This is a genomic window from Povalibacter sp. (assembly GCF_036735925.1).
In the GTDB taxonomy this organism is placed as follows: Bacteria; Pseudomonadota; Gammaproteobacteria; order Steroidobacterales; family Steroidobacteraceae; genus Steroidobacter.
In genome coordinates this window covers 32,918-53,471 of the sequence record NZ_DAINNK010000030.1, presented here as the reverse complement: position 1 = coordinate 53,471, position 20,554 = coordinate 32,918, and the positions used below count along the sequence as shown (strand labels likewise).

The following is a 20,554-nucleotide window of genomic DNA, read 5'->3' as shown; positions in this document are numbered from 1 at the left end:
CTGACTTTGTTCGATTCTTAACCGGACACTAGTGGGCTTTAGCCTGACTCTGAAAAGAGGCCGGCTGAAGCCGGCCCCACAGGAAGAGCAGGCAAGAAACCGGCTACGCCACCGAACGCGTATACCCGCCGGATATCGCCGCAATCCCCTTGCCCATGACCGTGCGCCACACCCGGTCGAGCTGCGGCGCGAACTTCGGATCGTGCTGCGCCACGGCCTTCATCAGCGCGTCCAGCCAGAACCTGTAGAGTTCGGGTTCGATGTCGAGCTTGCCGTGCGAGTGCGAATCGGACAGGCGATTCACCTTGCCGACACGACATACCCTCGCAAAAACTGACTCATCCCTGCCGTCATCGGCCGCCGCGACGCTCGCTGGATAAGGGGATTCCCGGGCTGGACGGGGCACAGCACATAGGGGGCGGCCGCTGCACTTCAGGACGATGATCGGCGCACACGGCGTCGGCGCATGATCGGATCGCCCATCGCGGCAGAGTGTCGCGGACCATGCACTATTCCAGCGGCGAGCTGATGTTTCATGTGCTGCTGGCAGCGGCGCTGTCGGTTCTCGGCGCATGGCTCCTGGCGTGGCGTTTTCGCGTGGCGATGCGCAGGCTGATGAGTCGCCCGGTATCGGAGAACGTCGCCGCACCGTCCGAGACCATGGCCGCACTGCCCGCGCAACCCGCGCCGCGACCGGTGAGCGCCGCCGACAATCGTCGCGACGGCTGGCGCGTGGCCTCGGCGCTGATCGTGCTGTCGGCGCTGATCGCACTCAGCAGTGCCGCGCTGCAGCTCGCACTCATGCGCGAGAACCTGCTCACGCCTGCGCGCACGCTGGCGCTGGCGTTCGTATTTTTCTGGCCCGTCATTCCGGTGCTCGCGCAGCTGTGGCGCTGGTCGCGGCTGCGCATGCTCGGCGTGCTGTCGCTGTGGTGCGTGGTCGCACTGGCCGTGATCGTGTGGCGCCAGACCGACCCCAACCCCGCTCAGGCAGCGATGTTCCTGGCATCCGAAGTCGGGCCGACGATTCTCCTGATCGCGCTCCTGTGCATGGGAAACGCCACGCGCGCCATCGCGCCCGTGCTGCTGCTGCCGCTGTTCGTCCTGGTGTCCGTGACCTCTGTCGGCATCGCGTTGCTCGACAGCTTCATTACCCATGATGCGTCGCATCTGGCGACGATGATGCCGCTGGATGAATCGCCGATCGGCCTGGCGATGCAGGTACTGGTGGCGCTGTTCTTCCTCATCGCGCCGTGCGTGCTCGCCTGGTGGCCGCTCAAGTGGTTCGCGAGAAGAGTCGCCGCCGCGTACACGCGCGCGTGGCTTTCCGAACTGATGATCCTGTTCACCGCGGTCTGGGGCATTGCCCTGCTGGCGCGTGCGCTGGGCTGGATGTCGACGCCCGGGTTCGGCGCAGCCGTGATGCTGTCGCCGCTGCTATGGATTCCTGTCGTCATGCTGATGATGCGACGGTGGCGACGGCCTGTCGGCCGGCCGCCCACGCTGCTGGTGCTGCGGGTCTTCCAGCGCGACCGCGCCATGCGCGCGCTGTTCGACCACGTGATCGAACGCTGGCGCCTCTCCGGCAATACCGTGCTCATCGCCGGCACCGACCTGCTCGAACGCACGCTCGATGTCGATGACATCCTCAACTTCATCGATGGCCGGCTGGCCGAGCGGTTCATTGCGGACGGCGCACAGATTCCGGCGCGCATGGCGGCCTTCGACTTCGATCCCGACGCCGAGGGCCGCTACCGCATCAACGAGTGCTATTGCCACGACACCACCTGGCGCGAAGCGCTGGCCGCCCTGCTGGGCCGCAGCGACGTCGTGCTGATGGACCTGCGCAGCTTCCAGCGCCGCAACGAAGGCTGCAGTTTCGAACTGGGCGAACTTGCGCGCGCTCCCGGCCTGTCGCGCGTCGTCGCGCTGACGGATGCGCAGACCGATCTGGCCGCGGCGCAGGCCGCCGCTGCCGCCGCGCCGCCTGGCCGCTTTCACTGGCTGACAGTCGGCGAGATGACCCGCGTGCAGCAGCGGGACGTGCTGCAGGCACTGTTCGTCACGTCGGGAACTCCGAGTCTGTAGGTCAGGCTTCAGCCTGACTCTGATCAAGAGGCCGGCTAAAGCCGGCCCCACACTCGAACAGCACGTGCTGCGCGGTCAGCAGTACGAGCAGATGCAACGGCAGTTCGACGATGCACTGCTGCATCCCGCTCATGTACTCGTTGCAGAACAGGTGGATGGCAAGGTTCGCTGCCGCGAGCAGCGCCAGGGCGCAGAGCTCGCCCAGCCTTTGCGGGCGACTGCGAGACCGGCGGCCGCGCTCTCGTCCAAGGTGAACAGAGGACTTCAAGGCGACGTAGCTCATGGCCTCACTATGGACTTCTCAACAGCGGAATCCGAGCAGCGCGTCACATGGCCGCGGGCCGGCCGGGGATGCGTCGCAGATTGCGCTTCCGCCTGATGCCGGCGGCGGGCGCCGCCTGTCGGCAGACGCCGGCTCAGGCTTCGGCTGGCGTCTGCCGGCTGCGCAGCGGCAGTTCGGGAATGAACATCATGATCAGCACGCCGAGCACCACGATCCACAGGGCGCGGCTGAGCATGTGGGTGATCGAGCCGGAGAACGCCGCCCGGGTGCCTTCGCCGATCTGTTCCACCAGCGTCTTCGAGTACGCAGTCATGGCCTGTTTCACGGCGGCGAGCGTCTGACGGATCGCGCTGTCCGCCTGCGCGTTCTCCTGCGAGAGGATCGAAGCGCGGAACATCGGGATCACGCCCTGCAGCGATTCCGAACTGCGCAGCGCGCGATCCGGCAGGTTCGCCAGATGGGTCCTGAGCGACGCCGGCAGGCTGTCGTCGGCCAGCAGTTCATCGCGACCGGCTTCGCCTTCCCGCAGCCGGGCCTCGACACGATCGGCCTGCGCTTCGAGCTGCCGGCGCACGCGTGCGCGGATGCCGCCGTCGCGCAGCGATGCCTTCAGCGCCTCCGGCAGGCGCGGTTCGCCGAGGATGTCGGCGACGGCCTCTTCATCGCCCGCATAGGCGCGTTCGATGACGGCGAAACGCGCCGCGAGTGCGCGATCGACGCTGTCGTGGATGTGCTGCTCGTTCATCGCCTGGCTCTGCGCACGACTCAGATCGATCTCCTGCGCCGTGCTGCCCGGCAGCAGCGGCAGATGCTTCGGCAGCTCGTCGTGCAGGCTGTGGCTGAGGAACGTGCCGAAGATCGCGACGCCGACCGTCGAGCCGATCTGGCGGCTGAACTGGCTCATGCTGGAGGCGACGCCGAGTTCGGTCAGCGGCACGGCGTTCTGGATCACCAGGCTGAACAGGTTCTGCGTCGGCCCGAGACCGATGCCGGTGATGGCCAGCCGCCAGGCGAGATCGCGCGACGTGGTGTGCGGCCCAATCTGCGACAGCAGGATCACGCCCACGATGAGCACGAGTCCGCCGCCGACCATGAAGGGTTTGTAGCGACCGGTGCGCGTCACGAGCCGGCCGCAGATCGTGCTGCTGAGGATGAGCCCGGCCATCAGCGGCAGCAGCGCGAAGCCGCTCTGCGTGGCATTGATGCCTTGCACGACCTGCATGTACAGCGGCATGAACATCACCACGCCGAGGAACGCCATGCTGACGACGAAGGCAGCGAGCACGGCGACCCGGAAGGTGTGAATCCGGAACAGGTGCAGCGGGATGATCGCGTCCCTGGTGCGCGACTCGACCCACAGACAGATGACGAGCGACACGAAGGCCGCGGCGAACAGGCCGGTGATGCGCGGCGAATCCCACGGATACGTGGTTCCGCCCAGCGTCAGCGCCAGCAGCAGCGGCGTCACCGTCGTCACGATCAGCGCGGCGCCGAGATAGTCCACGCGTCCGCCGCCGCCGTGCCTCAGCTTGGGCATGCGGTACGCCACCATGAACAGCGCCAGCAGGCCGAGCGGCAGGTTCACGTAGAACACCCAGCGCCAGCCGGCGACTTCGTGATCGAGCAGCGTGACGGTGCCGTGATCGGTGAAGAAGCCGCCGATGAACGGCCCGATGATGGTGGCGAAGCCAAACACCGAACCGAACAGGCCGAACAGCTTGCCGCGTTCGCGCGGCGGAAACAGGTCGCCGATGATGGCGAACGTCATCGACATGAGCGCGCCGCCGCCGAGCCCCTGGAGGGCGCGGAAGATCACGAGCTGCATCATGCCGCTGCCGAGCACGGGCAGATCGCCGAACTCGCCGCTCAGCCCGCACAGCGCCGAGCCGGCGAGAAACAGCAGCACGCCGACGATCAGGATCGGTTTGCGTCCGTACAGATCGCTGAGCTTGCCGTAGATGGGCACGGCGACGGTGGACGTGAGCAGATAGGCGGTCGTCACCCACGCATACATGTTCATGCCGTGGAGCTGCTCGATGATGCGCGGCATCGCCGTCGAGACGATGGTCTGATCGAGCGCGCTGAGCAGCAGCACCACGGCGAGCGCCCAGAGAATCAGCCGCCGTTCGGCGGGCGTCACGGAAACGTCGGTCAAGCGGCGTCCTCAGCGCGTCGCGTCCGACGCACGGTTCGTGGGCTCAAGGATTACGCGGCCGTAATGCTTGAGTAGTGAATCTGGAGCACGACGGGGCGCGCGGAACGATAGCCGAACAGGCCGGCAAAGGCGACGCACGGATTGCGGAACAACCTTGACTGGTGGCTCGATCTCGCAACCCCCCAAAGAAGAATGGCCGCAAAGAAGCGCAAAGAACTCAAAGTGAGAGAAAACGGAATTTCCTTCCGAGGCTTCTCTCCGAATTCTGTCTTTGCGAGCCTTGTGCCTCTTTGCGGCCATTCCTCCCTGCAACCAACCGCCGCCCTGCCGCATCCAATCCCCGCAGCCAGGGAAAAACGCCTCGCCGCACCGCACTGCCGCCTGGTCGCAGGCACGCAAACTCCCGGCCTGAGCCGCAGTCAAATCGCCACCTTTCAGACTGGCCCGAGAGGAAACTGTCGTGCGCCTCATCGCCGCCTCCATACGCAATCCGATCGCGGTCGGTGTGGCCGTGCTCCTCGTCTGCCTGTTCGGTGCCCTGAGCCTCAAGGAACTGCCGCTGCAGCTGTTTCCCGACATCGAGCGGCCGACGATCTCGATCTTCACCCATTGGCGCGGTGCATCACCGGAGGAAGTCGAGGCGGAGTTGCTGGAACCGCAGGAACAGGTGCTGCAGGGATTGCAGGGCGTCGAAGAGATCAACGGCAACGCCGGCGCCGGCGGCAGCGAGGTCTTCCTGACCTTCGCGATCGGCACCGACATGAAGGCCGCGCTGGTGGACGTCATCGGCCGCATGAGCCGGCTGCCGCCGCTGCCGCGCGACGTCGATCGTCCGGTCGTGCAACTGGGCGGTGCCGAGGGCGATTCGAACCAGCAGCTTTCGTTCTTCTTCGTGCAGCTGCTGCCGGGCACCGAAGGGCCGATCGAGCGCTACCGGCGGTTGATCGAGGATGTCGTCAAGCCGCGCATCGAAGCGGTGCCCGGCGTCGCCAGCGTCGAAGTCCAGGGCGGTCCGCCCGATGACGTGCGCATCACCGTCGATCTGGCACGCGCCGCAGCGCTCGGCATCGGCATCAACGACATCGCGCGGCAGGCCGCGAGCGCGACGAATGTGTCGGCCGGTCAGCTCGACGTCGGCCGCCGTCAGTATTCGTTGCGATACACGGGTCGTTACGACGCCGCAGAACTCGGCCAGCTGGTGCTGGCGTGGCGCGACGGCCAGCCCGTGCGCATGGCCGACGTCGCCACCGTCGAACTGCGGCCGCCGGAGCGCCAGTTCTTCTCCTATCAGAACGGCAATCCGGCCATCGGTCTGCGCATCATTCGCGCGCCCGGCGCAAACGTGCTGGGCACGCTGGAGGAAGTGAAGGAAGTCGTCGCCGACCTGCGCGACGGTCCATTGAAAGCACGCGGCCTCGGCATCGAACAATCCTTCGATGCCTCGCTGTTCATCCGTCGCGCCGTGAATCTGCTGATCGAGAACCTGGTCGTCGGCGCCCTGCTCGCCCTCGTGTGCGTGTGGTGGTTCATGCGCGACAAGCGCGCCACGGTGCTGATCGCGACGACCATTCCCGTGTGTCTGCTCGCGACGTTCTGCGCGCTGCATCTCGCCGGACGCAGCATCAATGTGATCTCGCTCGCCGGTCTCGCCTTCGCCGTCGGCATGGTGGTCGAAGGCGCGATCGTGGTCTGCGGCAACATCATCCGCTTGAAGGAATCGGGCATGCCCATCGGGCAGGCGGCGCATGACGGCACGGCGCAGGTCGTGCCGGCACTCTTTGCTTCCACCACGACCACCATCGCGGTCTTCCTGCCGGTGCTGTTTCTCGAGGATGTCGAAGGCCAGATCTTCGCGGACCTCGCGCTCACGATTTCGATTGCGGTCGCGTTCTCGATTCTGGTGGCCGTCACGGTCGTGCCTGCTGCGGCGGGGCGCTTTCTCGGCAGTCACGGCCAGAACTCCGGCTACGGCGCCGGCTGGCCGCGGCTCACCGACTGGGTCATCGACAAGACGCGCACGCGCCGGCAGCAGCTCACCTGGGTGGGCACATTGCTGGTTGCGCCGCTGCTGCTCGCCTGGCTGATGCTGCCGAAGCTCGACTACCTGCCGCCGGTGAAACGCGCCGCGATCGATGCGTACTTCAGCTTCCCGCCGGGCATGAGTCCCGAGACGGTCGACCGTGAAATGGCCGGCACGATCATCGAACGCATGCAGCCGTACATGACCGGCGAGAAGGAACCGAAACTCAAGAACTACTACATCCTGCTGTGGCCAGGCGGCGGCACGCTCGGCGCACGCGTGATCGACGACAGTCGCATCGGCGAACTGGAACGCATCGTGCGCGACGAGATCATCGTCGGCTTCCCGGACACGCGCGTGTTCGCCAACGAAGGTGAACTGTTCGGCGGCGTCGGCGGCTCGGCGCGCTCGGTGGCCATCCACCTGCAAAGCAGCGATTCCGCTGCGCTCTACGCAACGGCCGACGCGGGTCGCAAGCAGCTCGAAGAGACGTTCGTCGGTGCGAACGTGCAGTCGTTCCCGAGCACCGACGTACAGACGCTCGAACTGCGCGCCGAACCGAACGATCGGCGTATCGCGGAAGTCGGCTGGGACCGCGCCTCGCTCGGCACCATCGTGCGCACGCTCGGCGACGGCGCGTGGCTCGGCGAATACTTCGACGGCCAATCGCGGCTACCCATCATCCTGCGCACCAATGTCGGCGAAACGCCGGAAGAGCTTGCACAGGCGCCGCTCATCACACCCTCGGGCGAGATCGTCTCGCTCGGCGAACTGGTGCATCTGGAAACGGCGCTGGCGCCCGAGCAGATCCGTCGCATCGATCACAACCGCACGGTCACGCTCACCATCGATCCGCCGCCGACGCTGTCGCTGGAAGACATGCTGGCAAAGATCGAATCGGACATCGTGCCGTCGCTGCGCGCATCGCTGCCGTCCGACGCCAACATCCGTCTTGCCGGCAGCGCCGACCGGCTCGACACCATCATCTCGACCATGGGCATGAACTTCCTGCTGGCGCTGCTGGTGCTGCTGCTCCTGATGGCGGCGATGTTCCAGTCGCTGCGCGATGCGCTCATCGTCGTGCTCACCGTACCGCTGGCGCTGGCCGGCGGCGTCGCCGGCATCCGCGCACTGGGGTTGTTCGCCTTCCAGCCGCTGGATCTGCTCACGATGATCGGCTTCATCATGATGATCGGCATCATCGTCAATCATTCGATCCTGCTGATCGACCGCACGCGCGACGCGCTGAATCACGGCCACGATCTGGAAACCGCGCTGCGCATGTCGCTCAACCAGCGCCTGCGCGCGATGGTCGCCAGCACGCTCACCGGCGCGCTCGGCGCCCTGCCGATGGTCGTGAACCCCGGCCCCGCCAGCACCATCTACCGCGGCCTCGCCGCGGTGAACGTCGCCGGCGTCATCGTCAGCATGGTGTTCTCGATCGTGCTGCTGCCGAGCCTGGTGCGGCTGTTTTATGAACGCCGCGAGACGGTGCTGGCGGCGGCTTCTGCGCAGCATGCGTGAGAGGAAGACATTTCACACGGAGATCACGGAGTTCGGAGATGAGAGAAGAGAGATTTCCACGGGGGACACGGGGAGCACGGGGACAAGAGAAAAACTCTTCTGTTCCGAGCCCCGTGCTCCCCGTGTCCCCCGTGGAAATTCTTCTTCCTCTTAACTCTGTGATCTCTGTGTGAAATCCGGCTCCTTGAAGAGGACTTGCGAATGAGCATGAGATATGGAGTTGCACTGTCGATGCTTGTGGCGTCGACAGCATGGGCGCAGGCGCCTGAGGCACCGGCCGTCGTCGTCGAGGTCGCGAAGGCGAATGTGGCGCGCGTGGCGCCGCGCCGGTGGGTGCCGGGCGGGGTCGTGAGCCGTAACGATGCGAAGCTGGCGACGAGTGCGGCGGGGCGGCTCGACTATGTCGCCGAAGTCGGCACGCGCGTGCGCGCCGGCGAGCGCGTCGCGAAACTGGAAGACGAAGCGCTGCGACTGCAGGTGGAGGACGCGAAAGCGGAGGTCGCTCGTATCGAGGCGCAGCGCTCCATGTCGGAACGGCAGCTGCGGCGCATCGAGAGCCTGGCCAACAGTTCGATTTCGCAGACCCAGCTCGATGAAGTCCGTTCGCAGCTCGCAGTGCTCACGGCGCAATTGCAGCAGGCGCAGGTGCGACAGCGCGCCGCGCAGCACGATCTCGGCCAGACCGAAGTCCGTGCGCCGTTCCCGGGCATCGTCACGGAGCGGCTGGCACAGCGCGGCGAATATGTGACGACGGGTGCCTCCATCGTCCATCTCGTGGACACGGTGCATCTCGAAGTGCGCGCGCAGGGACCGCTGTCGCTGGCCGGACTCGTGAAGCCCGAGATGGAGTTGCCCGTGCGTGTCGCCGGTAAGCAGTTTCCTGCGAGTGTCCGCACCGTCGTGCCGGTGGGCGAAGATCGCTCGCGCCAGTTCGAACTGCGGCTGACGCTGGCCAACGGTGCGCTCAGCGTCGGCACGCCGATCGAGATCGGACTGCCCGAACGCGAAGCGACCGACGCGCTGGTGGTGCCGCGTGATGCCATCGCCGAACGACAGGACGGCAAGTACCTCATGCGCGTGCGCGCCGACGGCACGGCAGAACGGGTCGCGGTCGCCTCCGTCGCCAGCGACGGCGATGTCGTGATGATCCGCGGCAACGTCGCGGCCGGCGATACGGTCGTCGTGCGCGGCGTCGAACGCCTGCAGGACGGCCAGCGGGTCACGATCCTGACGCGCGAAGCGGCCGTGACTTCGCCGGGCGGCAGCTCGCAGGCGCTGTCGCGCTAGTGTGGGTCAGGCTTCAGCCTGACTTCATTGAGGATTTTCTGAGTCGATCGCCTCTGGTCCGATCCCCTCCTCCGCACAATGGGGAGAGGGTTAGGGTGGGGGCCTCTTACTGTGGGGCCGGCTTTAGCCGGCCTCTTTCAGAGTCAGGCTGAAGCCTGACCTACAGAAACCCATCCTGTCCTCCGCTTCGCGGAGGAAGGGACGCACGATTCAATCGCATCTCCACTAGGGAGCAGGAAAGCTGATGGCCAGGCGGATGTCCTGCGCCGTGCTGCCGCTGATCTGAATGACTGGCTTGCTGCCGGGCTCGAGCGCGAACTCGACGCTCTTGCGCAGCAGTTTGCAGTCGTGGCCGCCGGTGTGCTGCACGGACTGCAGCGGCCGACCCGCATTGGTCACATCGATCCACGCGGCTTCATCGAGCGTGACCCGCATGCGCGCGGCACGTCCCGCATCGATGCGGAACAGCCCGGCATAGGAGCCGTCGGCGACGGTGATTTTCTCCGGCGCCACCGCAAAACGTACCGCGGCTTGCGGCTTCAGAAGCGCGGCGTACAGCGTGTCCGCCTCGATCTTCGTCGGCTCGGCGCCGGAGGACCCTTCGATCTTCCGGGGATCCGTCGCAAACAGCTTCAGCTCATGGTCCAGATTGAACCGGAATCCCGTACATCCCGAGACCATCGCCGGTATCAGACTGAACCCCGCCATGGTGAAGGCGCGGGACGCGTCCTCACTGCGCAGAAAAGCAAGGAACGATTGCGCGTCGGTGCCGGCCACGCGGGTTGCCGCCACGGGATACGTGATCGGCGGGTGCGAATTCGCCGGGAACGTATCGACGATCCTTACGCGCGGCTCCACGGCCGCATCGGTGGCGTAGACGATGCCCAGCGGCGTTTCGCCGCGCGCGACGTACATGAGTGCCGCGCGAACGTTCTCGGCGCCGACGAGGCGCGGCTGTACGGCCTGCCACAGATTCAGCGACTGCAGCGCCGCCTTCGCATAGCGTCCGGCGGGAACGGAATCGGGATCGCCGGTCGCCAGACGTCCCTGCTTGCCGAGCGCGGCGATCAACGGTGCGTCCGCAGCAAGCTTGAGGGTCACCGGGCTGGTGCTGGGTGCAATCAGGACCAGGCGATTGCCCAGCAGGTTGCCGCGCGACTGCGTATCGATGAGGTTGCGCTGCGCGAGGTAGTCCATCCATTCCTGGTCGGCGGAGAAAAAAACGTCGGCGCGGGCGCCGGACTCGATCTGTCGCGCCAGCGCGGAACTCGCCGCAAACGAGAACTTCACCGGCACCCCGGACGCCGCCGTGTATTGCGGCCCGATCTGCTGCAGCACATCGGTGAGCGAGGCCGCGGCAAACACGATGAGCGGCTGACGCGTATCTGTTTCCGCTGCCATTGCCATCTGCGACGACAGCAGCAGCACTGCAAGCAGCATTCGACGGGTCAGGGTACGTACCATGGTTCGCTCCATTCGTTATGCATGATTGTCTATAGCGCACGTTGCGCTGGCAAGCGATAGACTGATCCGGCGCTCGTCGGAGGTATCGATCGTGGGCAAGCTGAAAGTGACATTCCGTCTGGATTTCGACGCGGAGAATGCGATCGGTCCCGGCAAGGTCGCCCTGCTGGAAAAAATGCGCGACTACGGTTCGCTGTCCCAGGCGGCGCGGGAACTCGACATGAGCTACCGCCGCGCCTGGCAGTTGCTGAGCAGCCTCAATCAGACCTTCCGCACGCCGCTGGTGCTGACCACCATCGGCGGCTCCGGCGGCGGCGGCGCGACGCTCACGAAAATGGGCGAGGCGCTGGTGTCGGCCTATCGCAGTTTCGAGAAGGACATGAATGCGCGGGCGCCGAAGCACTTCGGCGCCCTGCTGCAGGAAACCAGCGATCGCACCGCCGGCGTCCGCCGCTCGATCACCCGCAAGGCCGCCTCGACCCGGCGCGCAGTGCGCCGGCAGGCCTGATCAGTCGCCGCAGCCCCCATCGCATCAGAAGCTGATGCGCACCTTCGTGTAGAGCGAACGGCCCGGCTCGGGCAGGTTGTTGGCCAGTTCGAAGTACTCGTCGAACAGGTTGCGCGCGCCCAGCACAGCCTCGACATTGGCGAGCGGTTGCCAGCTCACCTGCAGATTCGTCAGCGTGTAGCGGCCGATGCGTGCATAGCTGGCCGTGGCGCTGCCGTTGACGTCCGTCCAGCGGTCACCGGCGAATTCGACGCTGGGCCGCACGCTCAGCGACGGCAGCGCCTGCCAGTCCAGGTAGACGAAGCCCAGGTGATCGGGCGTACCCACCGGCTTGAGATTCGCCGGCACCGGATCGTCGATCTTGCGCTGCAGGTAGCTGTAGTTCGCGCCGGCTCTCAGCTGCGGTGCAACCGTCCAGTCGCCGCTCAGCTCCAGGCCGTAGTGGCTGCCGTCGCCGACATTCTGCGTCTGCGTCAGCTGCGGCGCCGTCTGCACGATCACGGTCTGGATCATGTTCTGGATGTCGGCATAGAACACCGCCGCCGACAGTTGCAGGCCTTCTATCGGCTTCGCCTGCCAGTTCACCTCGTACTGCACGGCCCGTTCGGTGCCGAGATTCGGGTTCGGTATCGCCATGCCGAAACGCGTGCTGTAGCGCTCGAAGTTGTTGGGGAAGCGCGAACGCGAGGAGACGCTGGCGCCGAACTGCGCGTCGTCGGCGTAGTGCCACTGGAGGGCGGTCTGCCAGTTGAAGGCACTGTCGTCGCCGAGCGGCTGGTCGTACAGGCATGGCGGCGAACCGGCGATGCATGTCAGGCCCAGGCTGGCCGTCGGCGTACCGTATTCCTCGGCCCGCGTGCGCTCGTTCTCGTCGTAGCTGATGCCCGCGACCAGATCCACGGTGCTGCCCACCGCCCAGTCGTGCTCGAGTGCCAGCGACCAGGTCTTCTCCTCGCTGTTCTGCTGTGGTTCGGTATTCGCCTGGGGGGCAGTCGGCCGGTTGAAGTTGTATTCGCTGTGCCGGTCGCGACGCCAGTGGACGGCGGCGCGCGTCGTGCTGCCCTCGAAGAAGCTGCGACCCGTCTCCACGCTGCCGCCGAAGCTGCTGTCGTGGTAGTAGCTCTGGAAGCTGCGACCCTGCGACTGGCTGCTGTACGTGCCGTCATCCCAGGCGAACAGCGCATTGTCGAACTCGCTGTAGGAAAGCCGCGTCTTCAGATACGCACCGCCGGCGAACTCGGTATGCGACAGCCAGTAGACGCTCTGCACGTCCCAGCTCGGCCAGGTCCAGAAGTTGTTTGCCTGATAAGGCGCGCTGGCCGTGCCGCCGCATTGCGGGTTGTTCGCGCTGGTGGGGCAATTCTGCCGGCCGTCGGGCAGATAGAAATCCACGCCGAGCGGTGCTGCCTTTTCGCCCTGCTGCTTCGTGAAGCTCACCGTGTATTCGTCGGTCTCGTTCGGGGTGAAGGCGGCCTTCAGGTTGATGCGCGAGTCCTCGGTGGCCGAGCCCTGCCGCTCGCGTTCGCCCTGCGCGCTGGGAGGAGGCGTCACGCCGGGATTGAAAACCACCGGCTGGAAGTCCTTCGACAGCGACCAGCTGTCGCGGTCGAGCACGGTGGCGCTGGCCTGTGCGTACCAGAGATCCTGCTTCGTACCGACGATGGCCGTGCCGAACCAGCCGTCGTAGTCGGCGCCGCGGTCGAATGAGGAGCCGAGCTGGAACTCGGATTCAAATTCCTTGGTCGGCTTGCGGGTGACCAGGTTCACCGCGCCACCCATCGCGCCCGGACCGTCGAGCACCGACACGACGCCCTTGCGAACCTGCACCTCGCCCAGATCCGCGGTCAGGAAACGGTTGAAGTCGATGCGGTTGTCGGCCGGCAGGTAGACGCGAATGCCGTCGATCGACAGCGGTACGCGCCAGCGATCGAAGCCGCGCACGCTGATGTCGCCTTCGTTGCGGCGGCCGTTGGAGATGAAGTTGCTGGTGACGCCGGGCACCAGCTTCACGGCGTCGGTCAGCGTATTGCGATCGAAATTCCATATCTCGGCGCTGCTGACGGTGTTGTCCGCGACCGCGACCGCCGATTCCTGCATCCGCTGCGCCGTGACGGTGATGCGGCCGAGTTCGAACACTGCATCGTCGGCCGATGCGACGTTCTGTGCGGCGGCGCAAGCAAACAATGCGCCGGCGATTCCCGAATATCGATACTGCATGCTGTCTCGCTGTTTTTTCTGTGGTTGCGGGGATGCGACTTCGCGGCAGCGGGTCGCAATATCCGGAAGGATATAGCGGTGTCGCGGCAACCGCTATGTCCGTCTGTATATTCTGGTCGGGTGCCGCGCGGCGAAAAACCATCGGCGGTTGTCACCGCGGCGACGCAGCGGTTACAGTCGGCGCAAACAGTTCATCAGGAATCCTGATGCAAAGCCGTCGCCTCAAGGCGCGAATCATTTCGTCGCTGCTGCTCGCCCTCATCGCCATGAATACGCAGGCCGCCACCCAGGCTCGTGTCGAACGCTTCGACCCCGCGATCGATGCCATCGTCCCGCGCGTGTGGAGCCTCGAGCAGCTGGCCGAGGGATTCATCTGGTCCGAAGGCCCGGTCTGGATCGCCTCCGGCAACTACCTGCTCTTCACGGACGTGCCGGGCAACACGATGTATCGCTGGTCGCCGACGGAAGGGCTGAACGTATTCCTCAAACCCTCCGGCTATGCCGGCACCGAGACCGGCATCTTCCGCGAGCCCGGCGCCAACGGCCTGTTCCCCGACCGCGAGGGCTGGATCCTCATGGCCGACCACGGCAATCGCCAGGTCGCGCGCTTCGAGATCGCAACGAAACAGAAGACGCCGCTGGCGACACACTTCGAAGGCAAACGCTTCAACAGCCCGAACGACGTCATCCGCCGCAGCGACGGTGTCGTCTTCTTCACCGATCCGCCCTACGGCCTCGAAGGCCTCAACGACTCGAAGCACAAGGAATTGCCGTTCAACGGCGTATATCGAATCGACACCGATGGCAGCGTGCACCTGCTCGATCGGGACATGACCTTCCCGAACGGCCTCGCGCTGTCGCCCGATGAGCGCACGCTGTACGTGGCGAACTCGGATCCGCGCCGTCCGATCTGGATGGCGTTCTCGCTGAACGAACGCGGCGAGGTGCTCGACAAGCGCGTCTTCGCCGACTCCAGCGATCTCAAGGCGCCGGACGCACCGGGGTTGCCCGACGGCATGCGCGTGACGCCGGACGGCACGGTGTTCGCCACGGCGCCGGGCGGCGTGCTGATCATGGACAGCTCGGGAAAACGGCTCGGCCGCATCCGCACCGGCAGCGCCATCGCCAACTGTGCGTTCGGCGACGACGGCCGCACGCTGTACCTGACCTCGCATACCTTCCTGGCGCGAATCCGCCTGAGCATTCAGGGAAATCGCTAGCGGGCGCTGCGCTCGTTTCCCCGCCGGTCGCCCGCGCGGAATGCGGCCTTCGAAGAAAACCCAAACCTTCACAATTCCTTACGCGACCTGACTTTCACCTCGGCGTCGCGCTTCGATCCTTCTGGCACACTGCCTCGCACTGTCTCCGCCCGCATTGCAGTAACCAGAGCATCCCGCATGTCCCGATTCGATCTGATCGCCGTCGCCGCCGTCTATTCCCTGCTCGCCTCCAGTTCGTTTGCGCAGGCACCCGAGACAGCGCCTGCGCCGGCGGCGCCCATCGCCAACGACTATGCCGACGGCGACAACTGGCTGTGCCGGCCGGACCGTCAGGATGCGTGCACGATCGATCTCTCCACCACCGTCGTCGCCGCCAACGGCACATTGACGAACGAGAGCTTCACGTCGAACCCGAACGCCCCGATCGATTGCTTCTACGTCTATCCGACGGTCTCGCGCGACATCACCGGCAACAGCGACATGATCGCCGGGCCGGAAGAAAAGTCGGTCATCCGTGCGCAGTTCGCACGCTTCGGTTCGCAGTGCCGGCTGTATGCGCCGCTCTACCGCCAGATCACCCTGACGGCGCTGCAGGCCATGATCGCCGGCAAGATCATGCCGATGGACCGCAACCTCGGTTACAACGATGTCGTCGACGCCTGGAACCACTATCTGAAGAACGACAACAAGGGTCGCGGCGTCGTGCTGATCGGCCATTCGCAGGGCTCGAGCGTGCTGACGCAGCTCATCGCGCGCGAGATCGAAGGCAGGCCGGTGCAGTCGCAGATCGTTTCCGCGCTGCTGCTCGGCTGGAACGTCGCGGTGCCGGTCGGCAAGGATGTCGGCGGTTCGTTCAAGAACATGCCGCTGTGTCATGCGGCCACGCAGACCGGCTGCATCATCTCGTTCGCGTCATTCCGTTCGACCGTGCCGCCGCCGGCCAACACGCGCTTCGGCAAAGTGCCCGGCGACAGCATGATGTCGGCGTGCACGAATCCGGCGGCGCTGAAAGGCGGTCGCGCCGATCTGCATGCCTATCTCAGCGCCTCGCGCGCCGCGAATTCCTCCGGTGAGCCCGCGCCCTGGGTGACACCATCGCAGCCCATCAACACGCCCTTCGTCAGCGTGCCCGGCCTGCTGAGCGCGGAATGCGTCGCCAATGAGCACGGCTCGTATCTGGAAATCACTGTCCGCGGCAACCCCGACGATCCGCGCACCGACGACATCGTCGGCGACGTCGTGGCCGGCGGCCAGGTCCAGGCCGACTGGGGTCTGCACCTGATCGACGCCAACCTGACCATGGGCGACCTGCTCTCGGTCGTCGATCAGCAGTCGAAGGCGTATCTGAAGAAGAAGTAGGAGTTTCACACGGAGACCACGGAGACCACGGAGTAAAGATCCGAAGAGCTTCTTCTGTGGGGCCGGCTTCAGCCGGCCTCTTCAAGTGCAAAGGCCGGCTGAAGCCGGCCCCACAGGAAGAGAAACAAGGAATGGTTTTGTCTTCTTGCCTCTGTGTTCTCTGTGCGAAATCCTTGTCTTCTCCGTGATCTCCGTGAACTCCGTGTGAAATTTCTTCTGTCGCCGTAACGGTATACAACGCCGATCGCGGGTCCCGCCCGATTGAGAATTCCCCACGAATCGCATTACGGTGTCGCGGCTGACACCCCTGTAATTGCAGATCCCGAGGAATTTGGCGAATGTCCGTCGTGAATCCCCGCAAGCTTTCTGCTGCCCTGCTGTCCCTGCTCTGTCTTCCGGTGATCCTCATGAATGCTTCCGCTGCGACCGCTGCCGATGCGGTCAATCCCCAAAGCAATCCATTGCTGACCAAGAGCCCGCTGCCGTACGAGCTGCCGCCGTTCGACAAGATCCGCAACGAGCACTTCCGGCCAGCCATCGAGGCAGGCATGGCGGAACAGAAACGCGAGATCGAGACAATCGCGAACAGCCAGGAAGCCGCGACGTTCGAGAACACCATCGTGGCGCTGGAACGTTCGGGCGAACTGCTCGCGCGCGCCAACAGCGTGTTCTACAACCTGACCTCCTCGCACACGAATCCGGATCTCGAAGCGCTGCGCACCGATCTCGCACCGAAGCTGTCGGCGCATTCGGATTCGATCTATCTCGACCCGGCGCTGTTCGCGCGCGTCGCTGCGCTGTACGGCAAGCGCGCGTCGCTGCAGCTGGACCCGGAGTCGCTGCGCCTGCTGGAGCGCTATCACACGCTGTTCGTGCGCGCCGGCGCAAAGCTGTCGGAAGCCGACAAGACGAAGCTCAAACAGATGAACCAGCAGCTGTCGTCGCTCACGACCCAGTTCAGCCAGACGGTGCTGAAGGGCGTGAACGCCGCAGCGGTCGTGTTCGACAAGGTGAGCGATCTCGATGGCCTGTCGCAGGCGCAGATCGCCACCGCGGCCGAAGCGGCGCGCACCCGCAAGCTCGACGGCAAGTGGGTCGTGGCACTGCTCAACACCACCGGCCAGCCGCCGCTGGCGCAAATGACAAATCGCGCTGCACGCCAGCGCATCTACGAGGCGTCGATCCATCGCGGCTGGGGCGGCGAATTCGACACGACGAAGCTGATCGAACAGATCGTGGCGTTGCGCGCCGAACGCGCCGCGCTGCTCGGCTATCCGACGCACGCCGCCTATGTCACCGAAGATGAAACGGCGCTGACGCCGCAGGCCGTGAACAGGATGCTGGCGCAGCTCGCACCGCCAGCCGTCGCCAATGCGCGCGCCGAAGCGGCGGACATGCAGGCATTGATCGATGCGCAGGCGAAAGCGCGTGGCACGAAGCCCTTCAAGCTGGCGCCGTGGGACTGGGATTTCTACGCCGAACAGGTGCGCGCCGCGAAGTACTCCTACGACGAATCGCAGGTGCGTCCGTATTTCGAGATGAATCGCGTGCTGGTCGATGGCGTGCTGTTCGCCGCGCACGAGCTGTACGGCCTGAATTTCAAGGAACGCAAGGACCTGCCGGTCTACCAGGAAGACGTGCGCGTGTTCGAAGTCGCGAATGCCGACGGTTCGCCGCTGGGCCTGTTCCTCGTCGACTGGTACGCGCGCGACAACAAGCGCGGCGGCGCGTGGATGAACAGCTTCGTCGAGCAGTCGCAGCTGCTCGGCAAGAAGCCGGTCGTCGTCAACAATCTCAACATTCCGAAGCCGCCGCAGGGCGAGCCGACGCTGCTGACGTTCGATGAAGTGACCACGGCGTTCCACGAATTCGGCCACGCCGTGCACGGCCTGTTCTCCGACGTGCAGTACCCGACGTTCTCCGGCACCAGCGTGCCCCGCGACTTCGTCGAGTTCCCGTCGCAGTACAACGAAATGTGGGCGACCGAACCGCGCGTGCTCGCCAACTATGCGAAGCACTATCAGACCGGCGCAGCCATGCCGCAGGCGCTGATGGACAAGGTGCTGGCTGCCGGCAAGTTCAACCAGGGCTTTGCGACGACGGAATACCTCGCCGCCGCGATGCTCGATCAGTCGTGGCATCAGCTGCCGGCCGGCAAGACACCGAAAGCTGCGGACGCCGCCCGCTTCGAAGCCGCCGCACTCAAGACCGCGGGCGTCGACCTCGACGCCGTGCCGCCGCGTTATCGCTCGACGTACTTCTCGCACGTCTTCTCCAGCCCCATCGGCTACTCGGCCGGTTACTACGCTTACATCTGGAGCGACGTGCTGGCGCGCGACACGCAGCACTGGTTCAAGACGAATGGCGGCCTGACGCGCGCCAACGGCGATCGCCTGCGCGAGAAGATCCTGTCGAAGGGTTTCAGCGTCGATTCGCTCACGCTGTTCCGCGATTTCTACGGCAAGGATCCGGACATCGGGCCGCTGCTGGAGTCGCGGGGACTTGAGCTGGCCAAGTGAGGCGTCAGGATTCCCTCTTCCTGTGGGGCCGGCTTCAGCCGGTCATCTGAAGAGTCAGGCTAAAGCCTGACCTACAGCCTGACAGGAAGAAGAGTCAATCCGAATGACGCGGTTCTTCCTTGCGGCCTGCAGCTTCGCCTTCGTTCTCACCGCCTGCGCGCCGCTGCCGCAACGCGAATCGCGCGCAGCGCAGTCGAGCTACGGCTGCATGCAGGCAGCCTTGCGCGATCGACTGCCGCAGAGCCTTCCCGACGCCCAGACCCACTGCATCGCCGCCGGCCTCATCGCCCGCCACTGCAGCGTCACGGAAGCGGGCCTCGCCAGCCTCGGCAAGGAACTGCGCGATCTGTTGGGTCCTGGCGACGCGCAATGGCGCGACCTGGAGGCTGATCGCCGCGGCGTAGATTGCGCGCGCAGCGTCGACAGCGACGCCGGCCTGCAGGCGTGCTGCCTGCAGACGGCACCGCAGCCGAACCGGTAGACTCCCGCGTCAGGCGCGACTCCCGCCTGCTCATTCAATACACAAGGATTTCCCATGCGTCATTCCCTGCTCGCCGTCGCGGTGACTCTGGCCATCGTCGGCTGCTCTTCTCCCAGCGCGCCCGTCGGCGCGGCCGAGCCGAAGACCGAAGAAGACAAGACGTTCTATGCGCTCGGCGCGGCACTGGGCCGCAACGCCGGATCCTTCGATCTCACGGAAGCCGAACTCGAACAGGTGAAGGCCGGCTTCGCCGATGCCGCGCTCCACAAGGAGCCGAAGGTCGACGTGCAGAGCTACTTCCCGAAGATCCAGGAACTGCAGCAGAAGCGCGTCAGCGCGGCGGCGGAAGTCGAGAAGAAGGCGGGCCAGGAGTTCCTGGCCAAGGCCGCCGCAGAAAAGGACGCGAAGAAGACCGAATCCGGCCTGGTGTACTCGGTGATCACCGAAGGCACCGGCGCCTCGCCGACGGCCAGCGACACCGTGAAGGTCCACTATCACGGCACGTTGCCGAACGGCAAAGTGTTCGACAGCTCGGTCGAGCGCAACGAACCGGCGACCTTCCGGCTCGATGGCGTGATTCCATGCTGGACGGAAGGCGTGCAGTTCATGAAGGTCGGCGGCAAGGCGAAGCTGGTCTGCCCGTCCGATCTCGCCTATGGCGATCGCGGCGCGCCGCCGGACATCAAGCCGGGTGCCACGCTCGTGTTCGAAGTCGAACTGCTCGGCATCGAATCGCCGGCCGCCGCCAAGTAACTCACCGGGAAACTCTCGATGCGGGTCACGTCATTGCGCCGTTCCGTCTGGATGCTCGCAACTGCCGCGCTGCTGTTTGCAGGCGCGCTGCAGGCCGCACCGACCGCAGGCCGGGAGTATTCGAAGCTGGCGAATCCGCAGACACCGGAAACCCAGGGAAAGACCGAGGTCATCGAGTTCTTTTCCTGGGGCTGTCCGCACTGCTATCACTTTCATCCGCTGCTGGACCAGTGGGCGGCGAAGCTGCCGAAGAACGTGAAGCTCGTGCGGATTCCGGTGTCGATGGGTCATGCGCAATGGGGCCAGCTCGTGCGGGCCTACTACACGCTCGAAGCCACCGGCGATCTGGCGCGTCTCGACGGCGCGCTGTTCGATGCGATCCACAAGCAAGGGCAGCAGCTGTACAACGAGGACAGCCTCGCCCGCTGGGCGGTGAGCCAGGGCATCGACGAGGCGAAGTTCCGCCAGACCTTCAACTCGTTCAACGTCTCGACCCGCGCATCGCACGCGGAACGGCTGTCGCGGGACTACCAGGTGCAGGGCATCCCGCAGCTCGTGGTTGCAGGCAAGTACGTCGTGCTCGGCAACGACTTCAACCAGATGCTCGCCAACGCAACGCAGGTGATCGAGCTGGCGGCGCAGGAAGGCAAGTAAGAGTTCGGAATTTCACACGGAG

At 65.3% G+C, this 20,554-nt stretch carries 15 protein-coding genes; 10 read left to right on the top strand and 5 right to left on the bottom strand.

All coding sequences use genetic code 11. From position 1 onward, the window contains the following. Nucleotides 1–103: 103 nt before the first annotated feature. Entirely contained in the window at nt 104–304 is a 201-nt protein-coding gene (locus V7D81_RS11175; protein ID WP_324316597.1) for a hypothetical protein, read from the bottom strand. A 200-nt stretch (nt 305–504) separates the two neighbouring features. Here V7D81_RS11175 and V7D81_RS11170 point away from each other — a divergent pair, with 200 nt between their 5' ends. Continuing rightward, on the top strand, nt 505–2,088 hold the full coding sequence (locus V7D81_RS11170) for a hypothetical protein (RefSeq protein ID WP_324316596.1): 1,584 nt from the start codon (nt 505–507) through the stop codon (nt 2,086–2,088). A gap of 1 nt (nt 2,089) precedes the next feature. Here the strand turns inward: V7D81_RS11170 and V7D81_RS11165 are convergent, their stop codons facing one another. Then, nucleotides 2,090–2,371: a hypothetical protein gene (locus tag V7D81_RS11165; protein ID WP_324316595.1), complete on the bottom strand. Its 282-nt coding sequence runs from the start codon at nt 2,369–2,371 to the stop codon at nt 2,090–2,092. 133 nt (nt 2,372–2,504) lie between these two features. Then, nucleotides 2,505–4,526 carry an MFS transporter gene (locus V7D81_RS11160; protein WP_324316594.1) on the bottom strand — a complete coding sequence of 674 codons (2,022 nt, stop codon included), beginning with the start codon at nt 4,524–4,526 and terminating at the stop codon, nt 2,505–2,507. Nucleotides 4,527–4,986: 460 nt separating this feature from the next. Between V7D81_RS11160 and V7D81_RS11155 the strand changes: the two genes are divergently transcribed. Continuing rightward, entirely contained in the window at nt 4,987–8,070 is a 3,084-nt protein-coding gene (locus tag V7D81_RS11155) for an efflux RND transporter permease subunit (protein ID WP_324316593.1), read from the top strand. A 201-nt stretch (nt 8,071–8,271) separates the two neighbouring features. Then, the gene (locus V7D81_RS11150; RefSeq protein WP_324316592.1) at nt 8,272–9,357 is read left to right on the top strand and encodes an efflux RND transporter periplasmic adaptor subunit; all 1,086 of its coding nucleotides are present in this window, start codon (nt 8,272–8,274) and stop codon (nt 9,355–9,357) included. Nucleotides 9,358–9,582: 225 nt separating this feature from the next. Here V7D81_RS11150 and modA read toward each other — a convergent pair whose 3' ends face one another. After that, nucleotides 9,583–10,821 (bottom strand): molybdate ABC transporter substrate-binding protein, encoded by a 1,239-nt coding sequence (modA, locus tag V7D81_RS11145; protein WP_324316591.1) that lies wholly within the window; start codon nt 10,819–10,821, stop codon nt 9,583–9,585. A 91-nt stretch (nt 10,822–10,912) separates the two neighbouring features. Here modA and V7D81_RS11140 point away from each other — a divergent pair, with 91 nt between their 5' ends. Beyond that, nucleotides 10,913–11,329, top strand: a complete 417-nt coding sequence (locus V7D81_RS11140; RefSeq protein ID WP_324316590.1) for a winged helix-turn-helix domain-containing protein — start codon at nt 10,913–10,915, stop codon at nt 11,327–11,329. A 24-nt stretch (nt 11,330–11,353) separates the two neighbouring features. Here V7D81_RS11140 and V7D81_RS11135 read toward each other — a convergent pair whose 3' ends face one another. Beyond that, nucleotides 11,354–13,546: a TonB-dependent receptor plug domain-containing protein gene (locus V7D81_RS11135; RefSeq protein ID WP_324316589.1), complete on the bottom strand. Its 2,193-nt coding sequence runs from the start codon at nt 13,544–13,546 to the stop codon at nt 11,354–11,356. A gap of 206 nt (nt 13,547–13,752) precedes the next feature. On the opposite strand from V7D81_RS11135, the gene V7D81_RS11130 reads away from it, so the two are divergent. The 6 genes from V7D81_RS11130 to V7D81_RS11105 all read left to right on the top strand — a co-directional run bounded on the left by V7D81_RS11130 (nt 13,753) and on the right by V7D81_RS11105 (nt 20,532). Next, nucleotides 13,753–14,766: an SMP-30/gluconolactonase/LRE family protein gene (locus V7D81_RS11130; RefSeq protein ID WP_324316588.1), complete on the top strand. Its 1,014-nt coding sequence runs from the start codon at nt 13,753–13,755 to the stop codon at nt 14,764–14,766. Between the two features lie 177 nt (nt 14,767–14,943). Next, nucleotides 14,944–16,125 (top strand): DUF3089 domain-containing protein, encoded by a 1,182-nt coding sequence (locus V7D81_RS11125; protein WP_324316587.1) that lies wholly within the window; start codon nt 14,944–14,946, stop codon nt 16,123–16,125. A 407-nt stretch (nt 16,126–16,532) separates the two neighbouring features. Then, nucleotides 16,533–18,644, top strand: a complete 2,112-nt coding sequence (locus V7D81_RS11120) for a M3 family metallopeptidase (RefSeq protein ID WP_324316586.1) — start codon at nt 16,533–16,535, stop codon at nt 18,642–18,644. Nucleotides 18,645–18,747: 103 nt separating this feature from the next. Next, nucleotides 18,748–19,125: a hypothetical protein gene (locus tag V7D81_RS11115; RefSeq protein WP_324316585.1), complete on the top strand. Its 378-nt coding sequence runs from the start codon at nt 18,748–18,750 to the stop codon at nt 19,123–19,125. Between the two features lie 54 nt (nt 19,126–19,179). After that, on the top strand, nt 19,180–19,878 hold the full coding sequence (locus tag V7D81_RS11110) for an FKBP-type peptidyl-prolyl cis-trans isomerase (RefSeq protein ID WP_324316584.1): 699 nt from the start codon (nt 19,180–19,182) through the stop codon (nt 19,876–19,878). 18 nt (nt 19,879–19,896) lie between these two features. Then, complete coding sequence (locus V7D81_RS11105) at nt 19,897–20,532, top strand: thiol:disulfide interchange protein DsbA/DsbL (RefSeq protein ID WP_324316583.1); 636 nt, start codon at nt 19,897–19,899, stop codon at nt 20,530–20,532. The last annotated feature ends 22 nt before the right edge of the window (nt 20,533–20,554 follow it).